Below are 10,195 nucleotides of genomic sequence, written 5' to 3'. Positions count from 1 at the left end.
CGTCCCGGGGAGGGAACAGATCGGCGCAGATCCACGCTTCCCGAGACCGATATCGGGACTTGGCTTAGGGTTTGGATCTGCCGGCTGCACAACCGTTCAAGTGCAGCTCAGGGTTGATCGTAGAATGCTTATTGTTGACAATCCTGAGGATTGGCCCTTAGCTCGTATCAAAATTGGGATGGCGGAGCAGGTGTACCCGCTCGCCGCCGATCCAGAAAAACGAAGCCCGGACCCCGGATGTCCAGGCGATATCGCGTCTGGGAGGATGCATTGGCGTTTCTGGAACTTGCCGATCTGACGATGCGGTACGGCGCGATGACGGTGGTCGATCGCGTCGATCTGAATGTCGAGAAGGGCAATCTCGTCTGCCTGCTCGGGCCTTCAGGCTGCGGCAAGACGACCACCTTGCGCCTCATCGCCGGATTCATCACGCCCAAGGGTGGCGAGATCCATGTCGGCGGGCGCACGATCTCGTCGGCCGGCTGGAGCGAACCGCCGGAGCGGCGGGGCATGTCGATGATCTTCCAGAGCTACGCGCTCTGGCCGCACATGACCGTTCGCGAGAATATCGGCTATGGGCTGTCCCTCCGGAAGATGCAGGCGGCCGAGATCGCGCGGCTCGTCGACAAGATCCTCGACGTCACGCGGTTGAAGCCGCTGGCCGAGCGCTATCCGGGAGAGCTGTCCGGAGGGCAGCAGCAACGCGTTTCGCTGGCACGCGCGCTCGTCGTCGAGCCCGAGATCCTGCTGCTCGACGAGCCGCTCTCCAATCTCGACGCCAACCTGCGCGAGGAGATGCGCTTCGAGATCCGCCGGCTCCACGACGCCTATCGCTACACCACCGTCTATGTGACGCACGACCAGGCCGAGGCGATGACCACGGCCGATCTCATCGTGGTGATGAACCAGGGCCGGATCGAGCAGGCGGGCAGCCCGGAAGAGATCTATGAGCGGCCTCAATCGGAATTCGTGGCGCGCTTCCTCGGCGGCACCAACATCCTGAAGGGCCGGTGGCTCGATGCCGATACGGTCGAGTGCGGCCCGCTGAAGCTTCGCTGCGGCACCGGCGATTTCTCGGCCGGCGGCGATGGCGTCGTCTCGGTGCGCCATCATGACATCGTGCTGGACGCCAAGCCGCAGGGCGACGGGCCGAACCGGGCGCAGGGCACGGTCCTGCGCCAGGTCTATCTCGGCTCGCATCGCGACTACCTGATCGAACTTCCCGGCGGCGCGCAGATCCGCACGGYTGCCGAACCGCACCTCGCCATCGACCGCGGCCAACCCGTCTGGCTGCACTTTCCACAGGAGCACTGCCGCGCTCTCGCCCGCTGAACCGGGGGCGCGAAAGCAATCTCGCCAACATCATAACAATGAGGAGGAACGAGAATGACACGCCCAATGTTCGACAGACGATCCGTGGTGGCCGGCCTTCTGCTCTCGACCGCTCTCGGAAGCATGCCCGCTTTGGCGCAGGCTCCGGCCCCCTATCAGGTCACGCCGGAGCTTATCGAGGCGGCGAAGAAAGAAGGCACGGTCACCTTCTACACCGCGACCGACGTGGCGGTCTCGGAAAAGGTCGGCAATGCGTTTGAGGCGAAATATCCCGGCATCAAGGTGAAGGTCGAGCGTTCCGGTTCCGAGCGGGTGTTCCAGCGCCTCAGCCAGGAATATGGCAGTTCCATCCATAATGCCGACGTCGTCGAAACCTCCGACGCGGTGCATTTCGTCCTGTTCAAGCGCAATGGCTGGCTGGCCCAGGCCGTGCCGGCCGAGGTCGCGAAGGACTGGCCGAAGGAGGCCAAGGATGCCGACGGCTATTATGCGGCCTATCGCGCGCATCTCTCGGTCATCGGTTACAACAGCAAGCAGGTGAAGGCGGAGGATGCGCCCAAGAGCCATGCCGACCTGCTCGATCCGAAATGGCGCGGCCGCATCGTCAAGGCCCATCCCGGCTATTCCGGCACCGTGATGACCGGCACGGACGTCCTCAGTCAGGCGCTCGGCTGGGAGTTCTTCGAGAAGCTCGGCAAGCAGCGCATCATGCAGGTCCAGTCATCGACAGAGCCGCCGAAGAAACTCGCCCAGGGCGAACGTTCGATCGAAGCCGACGGCAACGAATACAACATGTTCATGCTCAAGGAGTCCGGCGTTCCCGTCGAGATCGTCTATGCGACCGAGGGCACGCCGATCGCCATCGGTCATGGCGGGATACTGAAGAACGCGCCGCACCCCAATGCCGCGAAGCTGTTCTACTCCTTCCTCTTCGACCAGGAGACACAACAGCTCAACAGCGATTCCGGCGGGCTTCGCTCGTTCCACCCGCGCGTCAAGGAGAAGGAGACGCGTACGCCGCTTTCCAAGATCAAGCTGCTCTATTCCGACCCGCTGAAGCTCGAGCCCAATATCGAGATGATCAAGAAGAAATACGAAGAGTATTTCGGCACCTGATCCATTCCGCGCGGACCCCACGGCGCGGATCTTCCGCGCCGTGCATCGCCCTTTGACGAGAGCTGCACCCGGCGCCGGCGCGTCGCGCGCTGGCGGCGCACGGAGATCCTCATGACAGCGATAACCGGGATCGTGTCCGGAGTTCCCATACGCCACGTCGCCATCGACTGGTCGCGGCCGATCTTCGTGCTGCTCACGGTTATCCTCTCGGTGCTGGTCGTGCTGCCGCTCGCGTGGCTCGGCTACTACGCCGTGACCGATCAGTCCGGCAGCCTCAGCCTGGCGAATTTCAGGGCTCTGGTCAGCGATGCGACGCTGCGCCGGCCGTTCATCGTGGCGATCACCATGGCGCTCAGCGTCGGTGTGCTGTCCTGCGCCATCGCGACGCCACTCGCCTGGATCGTGGCCCGCACCGACATGCCGGGTCGCACGCTCGTGCGCGGGCTCGTCATGGCCTCCTTCGTGACCCCGCCCTTCCTCGGCGCCATCGCCTGGGAGATCCTGGCCGCGCCCAATAGCGGCATCATCAATGCCGTCTATCGCTGGCTGTTCGACCTCGATCCCTACGAGTACCTCGTCGACATCTACACCCTGTCCGGCCTCGTCTTCGCGATCGCGTGCTACACGTTTCCCTATGTCTTTACCTTGGTGACGAATGCGCTCGAACGCGTTCCGACCGAACTCGAGGAGGCTTCCGCCATCCTCGGCGGTGGCCTGTGGACGACCTTGCGCAAGGTGACGGTTCCCCTCGTCCTGCCGGCCATGCTTGCAGGCTCGCTGATCGCGGTGCTGCAGGCGCTGACCATGTTCGGTTCGCCGGCCATCCTCGCCCTACCGGCGAACTTCCACGTCATCACCACCAAGATCTGGAGCCTGTTCCAGTACCCGCCCAAGCCCGGGCTCGCTGCAGCGGCGGCGTTGCCGCTGCTCCTCGTCACCATCCTGCTGCTCTGGACGCAGCGGCGCATCCTCGGCCGGCGCGGATACACCACGGTCGGCGGCAAGAGCGGCAGCGCGCGCATCACGGTGCTCGGGCGCTGGAAATGGCTGGCGCTCGGCTTCACCTTCCTGATCCTGTCGCTGACGGTGCTGATGCCCTATGCCGCGCTGGTGAAGACCGCGCTCACCCGTACGGTGGCGGAGCCGCTGACCTTCGAGAGCTTCACGCTCCACCATATCTGGTTCGTGTTCTTCGAGTTCTCGGCGACACAGCTTGCGCTGCGCAACACGTTCCTGCTCGGCTTCCTCACCGCGACGATCGGCACGGCGATCGCGCTCGTCGTCGCCTATCTCGTCACTCGCGGCAGTTCGCGCGGGGCTCCGCTGCTCGGCTATCTCGCTACCGCGCCGGTCGCGATCCCCGGCATCGTCCTCGGCGTCGGCCTCTTCCTCAGCTATTCCAGCCCGATATTGCCGCTCTACGGCACGCTCTGGATCCTGCTGATCGCTTTCCTGACCATCGAGATGCCTGCGGGCTACCAGCAACTCTCGTCCGCCTTCAAGAGCGTGCATGTCGAGCTCGAGGAGGCGGGGCGCATCCTCGGCGCGACGCGGATGACGACGCTGCGCACCATCACCGCGCCGCTGCTGCGCTCAAACGTCGTGGCGGCATGGTGCTTCGTGTTCATCGGCACGATCCGCGAGCTTTCGGCCACGATCCTGCTGACCACCGCCGACACCAAGCTCGTATCGGTCATCATCTACGACCTCAACGAATCCGGCGATCTCGGCGCGATCTCGGTGCTCGGGATCATGCTGCTGATCGTCTCGTTTGCGGTCGTGTTCCTCGCCAACCGCCTGCCGCTCCTGGGCGGCGCGAAGGTCGCGCCGGTCCGCGGCTGATCAGGCGTCCGGGTAATGGCCGAGCGGGCCGAACAAGGCGGTGCGACTGATCAGGACATGCTCCTCCAGGGCAGCCTCGGCACCGGCGGGGTCGCGTGCCGCGATCCGCTCGAGGATTGCGCGGTGCTCGTCATTGGAGGTCGTCATCCGGCCGGGCATATCGAGGGTGCGGCGGCGCAGGAGGTGCATCTCGCGGTGGATGGCGGCGCATTCGGCTGCGAGGCGGCCATTGCCGCCGAATTCGACGATGGCTTCGTGGAAGCGCAGATTGCCGGGATAGAAGCTGTTGAGGTCGCCGGCTGCCATCGCGGCGTCCATCTCCGCGACATAGCTGGAGAGGATGGCGACCTGCTCGTCCGTGACGATGGGCGCCAGCAACCTGCCTGCCAAGCCGTAGAGCGCCGCCCGGATTTCGTAGAGCTCGGCCGCCTCGCGCCCGTCGAGCGCGCGGATGAACACGCCACGGTTGACCACGACGTTCACCAGCCCGCTCTGCTCGAGCCCCCGGCCCGCCGGCACTCAGTTCGCCCCGTTCGATCATCTGCTCCAACTCGTGGCGGATGATCGAGGTCAGGGACTGGTTGCGGCGAAGCTGCAGGGCGGAATCGATATCGAGGCTCATGCACTGGTTTCCGTGTGATTGGCCCAATCTATCAGCCGGAGCCGGGCAACGCCATTGGATCTTAAACTGTTGACAATCAGCAAAAGACAATTAGAGGCTGATGGCCTAGCCTGGAGGACGCCATGAAGACGCCCGATAACCTTTCGCCCGCGGATAACGGTCTGACGCGCTATGTGGCGTCCTTCATCTGCGATGCGTCGCCGGCGGATCTGCCCGGCGACGTCGTCGCACTCGGCAAGAAATCGATCCTCGACGGGCTCGGGCTGGCGCTGTCGGGCTCGGTCGCCCATAGCGGCGACTATGTGCGCCGCCATCTCACCGATCTGAACCTGGCCAGCGGACCGGCCACGGTCATCGGCTCGCGGCTGAAGGTTGCGCCGCGCTTCGCGGCCTTCGCCAACGGCGTCGGCATTCACGCCGACGACTATGACGATACCCAGCTTGCCGTGGCCAAGGACCGGGTCTACGGGCTCCTCACCCATCCGACCGCACCTGCGCTGCCGGCGGCGCTTGCCATGGGCGAGGCGAAAGGCGCCAGCGGGCGCGATGTGATGCTCGCCTACCATCTTGGCGTCGAGGTGGAGTGCAAGATCGCGGAGGCGATCAACCCACGGCATTACCAGACCGGTTTCCACGCCACGGCCACCTGCGGCACCTTCGCGGCAGCGGCGGCCAGCGCCAGGCTGATGGGGCTCGACCTCGACCAGACCCTGCGCGCGCTGTCGATCGCCGGCAGTCAGTCGGCCGGTCTGCGCGAGAATTTCGGCACGATGACCAAGCCCTTCCATGCCGGGCGCTCGTCGGAGAGCGGCGTCGCGGCGGCGCAGTTCGCCGAATATGGCTGGAGCGCCACGGACAAGATCCTGGAGGCGCCGCGCGGCTTCTTCCGGGCTRCCGGAGGCGGCTATGACGCGGGCGCCATCCTGAACCAGCTCGGGGCGCCCTGGACCTTTGCGGCGCCCGGCATCTCGATCAAGCCGCATCCTTCAGGCTCGCTGACCCATCCGGGTATGACCGAGATGCTGCGTCTCATCCGCGAGAACCGGATCACCGCGGACGCGGTGGAGCGGGTCCGCGTCGGCACCAACCACAACATGCCCAACGCGCTGATCCACCATCGGCCGACCAACGAGCTCCAGGCCAAGTTCTCGATGGAGTTCTGCATGGCGATCCTCCTGATCGAGGGCAAAGCCGGCCTTGCGGAATTCACCGACGCGGTAGTGAACCGCGCCGACGTCAAGGCGATGATCGAGCGGGTCGATTTCGTGGTGGACGATGAGGCCGAGGCCGCCGGTTACGACAAGATGACGACCCTCATCGCCATTACGCTGAAAGATGGCCGGACCATCTCGGGCCGGGCCGATTTCGGCAAGGGAAGTCCTGCCAACCCGATGAACTACGAGGAGGTCTCGGACAAGTTCCGCGAGACCGCGGGCTTCGCCAGTCTCGGCCGGGAACGGATCGAGGACGTGATCGCCATGGTGCGCGACCTGGACACTCTGCCCTCGATCGAGCGCCTGATGGCGTCTTTGCGGCTCTGACCATGGCGAAGCTCACCATCGGCGTCCTCAACGGGGACGATATCGGCCACGAGATCGTCCCGGCTGCGGTCGAGGTGACGCGCGCAGCGGCCGCCCGGCACGGACTCGCCATCGACTGGCGGCCCATGCCTATCGGCCGCGCCGCGCTCGATAGCCACGGCACGACGCTGCCGGATGGCACGCTGGAGACGCTCGCCACCTTCGACGGCTTCATCCTCGGGCCGATCGGTCATCAGGCCTATCCAAAGGGGCCGGGCGCGATCAATCCGCATCCGATCCTGCGCAAGCATTTCGACCTGTTCGCCAATGTCCGCCCGACGCGATCCTACCCCGACATCGGCTGCATCTATGACGATGTCGACCTCGTCATCGTGCGCGAGAACAACGAGGGCTTCCAGCCGGACCGCAATGTCGTGATGGGCTCGGGCGAGTTCCGGCCCACTGACGACCTGACCATCTCGGTGCGCGTCATCTCGCGCAGGGGCAGCCGCAAGGTCGCCCGTGCCGCGCTCGACATCGCCCGGTCGCGGCGCAAGCGCCTGACGCTCGTGCACAAGAACACGGTGTTCAAGCTCGGCTGCGGCATGTTCGTGGAGAGCTGCTACGAGGCAGCGAAGGATTATCCCGACGTCACGATCGATGAGGTGATCGTCGATACCTTCGCCATGCGCCTTGTGCGCGATCCGCAGAGCTTCGACACGGTGGTGACGACGAACATGTTCGGCGACATCCTGACCGATGAAGCCGCGGGGCTGGTCGGCGGGCTCGGCATGGCGCCCGGCCTGTGCATCGGCGAGGGCGGCCTCGCCATGGCGCAGGCGACGCATGGCTCGGCGCCCGACATTGCCGGCAAGGGCGTAGCCAATCCCTACGCCATGATCGAGTCGACTCGGATGCTGATCGAGCATCTCGGCCGGGTCCGCTCCCTGCCGCAGGCGGCGGATGCCGCGCGCACGATGGAAGCGGCGATCCGCTCCGCGCTCTCGGGGCCCGAGACGCGCACGCGCGACATCCGCGGCACCACCGGCACCCGTGGCATGACCGAGGCGATCATCAGGGCAATCGGTTAGATCAGCGGGCCGGATACGCGTTCCGGTCCGATGATCCTGAGCCCGATGCCGAAATGTTGCATCAGGCTCTGAGGTCGAGCGTGTCGAGCCGATATTCGCCGCGTTCGTCTGCGTCGAGCTGGGCGACCAGCCCGAGCTCCCAGGCAAGGTAGCGCCGCGCGGCCTCGAGATTGCCGTCGTGCCGGTCGTGCACGAAGAACAGATAGTCGATGGCGTCGACGTCCGCGGGGGCGTAGGGCGAGCTGTCGATGGCAAGCCCCGCAGCGCGCCAATCGCTTGCGTCGCCCGTGACCCGGTGAACCGATGTCGCGCCGTATTCCGCGAGGTCGCGGCTGGCGAGCGCGGTTGCTGTCTCGTCTCCCGCAAGCAGGACGTGCCGGCCCGCCACGGCCGGCAGGCGCGGCCGGATCGACCAGGCGGCGCCCGGCAGATGGCCGGCGCGATAGGCAAGCGAGCCGCGCAGGTCGAGCAGCAGGTCTCCGGCTTGCGCGCGCTCGATCGCCTCACGGGCGCCGATTGCAGGTGGCGCGACAAGGTCGGGAGGCGGTTCGGATACCGGCAGGCGCCAGTCGGCCGGCCAGGTCTCGATATCGGGGAGCACATAGGTTTCGTAGCCGAGCTGGCGCAGCCAGAACGCTGCGAGCGCGGCGCGCAACCCGGTATCGTCGGCCAGGATGACGCGTGCGCGGCGGACGCCGATCCAGTGATCCGTGGCCTGAATGAGCTGGCCTCCTGGCGCAGAGGCCGCCGCGGCATGCGGCGTGGCCGCGTGCTCGGCCGGATCGCGCATGTCGAGAAGATAGGTCGTGCGGCCGGGCTCTCCGGCAAGGTCTTCGGCTGCGACGTGGTCGATCCGCGAAATAGCATGCGTGCGCATGAAGGCATCGGCCCGCAGACGGCTTGCCGCGCGGTCGACCTGCGGCAGAGGACCGGCGGCAGAGTCATACGCGAGCGCACGGCCCGAGAGCGCCCAGCCCTGCGTGCCGTTTTCCAGGGCCAGCACCACTGCGCCCGGCTGCATCAGTGCCAGGCCCGCGGCGCCGATGATGCTGCGCGTCCGCCCGGCGCAGTTGATGATGACGGGGGCTTCCCCCGGGGCGAGTGCGTCCCAGCGATGCGCCGCCTCTCCGTTCGGAAAGGAGCGCGAGCCCGGGATCGTCATCTTCGTGTATTCGCCGGCTGAGCGGCCGTCGAGGAGGTGCAGCGGCCGGCCCTGCTCCTGCCAGGCGTCGAGAGTGTCGGGACCGATCGCAGGCACGTGCCAATGCTCCTCGACCAGCTCGCCCAGCGTCTTGCTCGGCAGATTCACGCCCTTGAACAGGGTATACCCGGCCGCCGCCCAGGCCGGGGCGCCGCCCCTGATCCAGTCGATACGGTCGTAGCCCATCGCAGTGAGCCGCGTTGCGGCGCGCTCGGACACTCCATCGCCCTCGTCGACCAGCACGACCGGCACGTCGCGGCAGGGCACGAGTACGCCGACCAGCGCCTCCAGCCGGCTATAGGGACAGGGCACGGCGAGGAAGGGATGGCCTTCGCCGTACTGGCCCTGTTCGCGCATATCGAGACAGGCGATCTCCCCGGGTGCATGCAGCCGCCGCTTCGCTTCCTGCGGATCGAGCGCCGGCATCAGGCGGCTTCGGCATGGGGCACGGGCTCACGCCCAGAGAAGAAGTCATGGAAGGTGGCGTAGACGAGGTCGGGTCTGTGCTCGGCCGGATAGTGCCCGGTCGGAATTGCCCAACCACGCACGCCGTCCGCCCATTCCTGCCAGGCTTCGAGCGGCTTGAAATGCCGGCCGCAATGGCTGTTCGAGCCCCACAGGACGAGGACGGGGCAGACGATCTTGCGCTTGCCGTAATCCGCCGTGTCCATGGCAAGGTCGAGGGTCACCGTGGCGCGATAATCTTCGCAGACGGCGTGAATCTGCTCAGGCGTCGTGCAGCGTGCGTAGTCGGCCAGCGCCTCGGGCGTGAAGATCTCGAGCCCGACGCCCTTCTTGTTGAGCTTGTAGCGAATGTAATAGTCGAGATCGGCGCAGATCAGCCGCTCGGGAAACGGTGCTTTCTGCGCCATGAAGAACCAGTGGTAGGATTCAAGCCCCCAGCCGAGGCTCACATTGGTCAGGACGTGATGAGTCGGCACGATGTCGAGGGCGGCCAGCGCGGTGACGCGGTCCGGCTGGTCGAGAGCCATGCGGAAGGCGACGCGCGCGCCCCGGTCGTGCCCGGCGACTGCGAAACGGTCGAAGCCGAGCGCGTCCATCACATCGAAATTGTCCTCGCCCATCGCACGGAAACTGTAGCCGGCATGGTCCTCTCCGCCGTCGGGCTTGGAGCTGTCGCCATACCCGCGCAGGTCGGTCGCGACCACCGTGAAGCTCTGAGCCAGCGATGGCGCAATCTTGTGCCAGCTCGACAGGTTGAGCGGGTTGCCGTGGATCAGCAGCAAGGGCGGCCCGCTTCCGGCTATGGCCACCTCGATTTCGGCGCCGCGGGTGCGCAGTTTACGGCGCTCGAATCCTGCCATCAGCACGGGGCCATGCGGCAGGAGTGGCGGCCGGCTCGCCCCGGGTTCTGATCGTTCCAGCATCATCGGCATTGCTCCTCATCGGATCCCATGCGATGAATATCATATTGTCGACAATAAGCATCTTTAATCTGAGGGACGTCATG

Annotated in this window: 8 protein-coding genes; 5 read left to right on the top strand and 3 right to left on the bottom strand. The window is 65.9% G+C overall.

Annotated elements, in window-relative coordinates; translation table 11 throughout:
• Window positions 1-237 precede the first annotated feature (237 nt).
• The 3 genes from AC1D34_RS12720 (at window position 238) to AC1D34_RS12710 (ending at window position 4,290) form a co-directional block, all read left to right on the top strand.
• The gene (locus AC1D34_RS12720; RefSeq protein WP_476824393.1) at window positions 238-1,332 is read left to right on the top strand and encodes an ABC transporter ATP-binding protein; all 1,095 of its coding nucleotides are present in this window, start codon (window positions 238-240) and stop codon (window positions 1,330-1,332) included.
• 54 nt (window positions 1,333-1,386) lie between these two features.
• Window positions 1,387-2,448 carry an ABC transporter substrate-binding protein gene (locus AC1D34_RS12715; RefSeq protein WP_441492157.1) on the top strand — a complete coding sequence of 354 codons (1,062 nt, stop codon included), beginning with the start codon at window positions 1,387-1,389 and terminating at the stop codon, window positions 2,446-2,448.
• A gap of 111 nt (window positions 2,449-2,559) precedes the next feature.
• The gene (locus AC1D34_RS12710) at window positions 2,560-4,290 is read left to right on the top strand and encodes an ABC transporter permease (RefSeq protein WP_441492156.1); all 1,731 of its coding nucleotides are present in this window, start codon (window positions 2,560-2,562) and stop codon (window positions 4,288-4,290) included.
• Here the strand turns inward: AC1D34_RS12710 and AC1D34_RS12705 are convergent, their stop codons facing one another.
• A complete protein-coding gene (locus AC1D34_RS12705; RefSeq protein ID WP_476824392.1) occupies window positions 4,291-4,809 on the bottom strand; it encodes a GntR family transcriptional regulator in 519 nt (172 codons plus the stop codon).
• A 225-nt stretch (window positions 4,810-5,034) separates the two neighbouring features.
• On the opposite strand from AC1D34_RS12705, the gene AC1D34_RS12700 reads away from it, so the two are divergent.
• A complete protein-coding gene (locus AC1D34_RS12700; RefSeq protein ID WP_476824391.1) occupies window positions 5,035-6,453 on the top strand; it encodes an MmgE/PrpD family protein in 1,419 nt (472 codons plus the stop codon).
• 2 nt (window positions 6,454-6,455) lie between these two features.
• Window positions 6,456-7,523, top strand: a complete 1,068-nt coding sequence (locus tag AC1D34_RS12695; RefSeq protein WP_476824390.1) for an isocitrate/isopropylmalate dehydrogenase family protein — start codon at window positions 6,456-6,458, stop codon at window positions 7,521-7,523.
• Between the two features lie 61 nt (window positions 7,524-7,584).
• Here the strand turns inward: AC1D34_RS12695 and AC1D34_RS12690 are convergent, their stop codons facing one another.
• Together AC1D34_RS12690 and AC1D34_RS12685 are read right to left on the bottom strand one after the other, a co-directional pair.
• Window positions 7,585-9,150: a rhodanese-like domain-containing protein gene (locus tag AC1D34_RS12690; protein WP_476824389.1), complete on the bottom strand. Its 1,566-nt coding sequence runs from the start codon at window positions 9,148-9,150 to the stop codon at window positions 7,585-7,587.
• Window positions 9,150-10,112: an alpha/beta fold hydrolase gene (locus AC1D34_RS12685; protein WP_476824388.1), complete on the bottom strand. Its 963-nt coding sequence runs from the start codon at window positions 10,110-10,112 to the stop codon at window positions 9,150-9,152. The genes AC1D34_RS12690 and AC1D34_RS12685 overlap by 1 nt, the downstream gene beginning before the upstream one ends.
• Window positions 10,113-10,195 lie beyond the last annotated feature (83 nt).

The organism is Allobosea sp. P1_A7, from assembly GCF_056406775.1.
Note: the sequence above shows the minus strand (reverse complement) of the source record. Positions and strands in the feature narration are given on the sequence as shown.